Consider the following 476-nt stretch of genomic DNA (forward strand, 5'->3'; position numbering starts at 1 on the left):
CGTGGCGCGGATAAGCAGATCGTAGTCCTCGCCGTAACCGGCAGGAAGCTGCTCATCGACCAGCCCTACCCGGCCCACCAGGTCTTCGCGCCGATACAGCATCGTCGAGGGGTGGATGGCCGTGACCCGGGAGCGCAGGAAATTATCGAAGGTCACCTGGACGGGCGGGGTGCGGACAATGTTCGTGCCGTCGGTGCGGATATCGATGCCGCTGGCAATGGCCACCGCCTGCGGCGCCTGCTGCCACGTTGCCATCTGCTGGGCCAGCTTGTCCGGATGCCAGACATCGTCATCATCGCAGAACCCGATCACGTCCCCCTGGGCGGCCAGGATGCCGGTGTTCCGCCCGCCGGCCAATCCCGGTGTCCGCGCATTGGCCATCGTCACGAGCCTGCGGCCGCGGGGAACCTCGATGTCGCTGAGCGGGTCCACGGAAATCTTGTCGAAGACCACCACGACCTCGATCGGCCCCTCGA

Annotated in this window: 1 protein-coding gene; it reads right to left on the reverse strand. The window is 66.2% G+C overall.

Annotated elements, in window-relative coordinates:
* Positions 1–476: glycosyltransferase (locus LC419_RS23765; protein WP_223609672.1), on the reverse strand; the 476-nt coding region annotated here is incomplete at both ends.

It is taken from the genome of Chryseobacterium sp. OSA05B, from assembly GCF_019970065.1.
Taxonomy (GTDB): Bacteria; Bacteroidota; Bacteroidia; order Flavobacteriales; family Weeksellaceae; genus Chryseobacterium.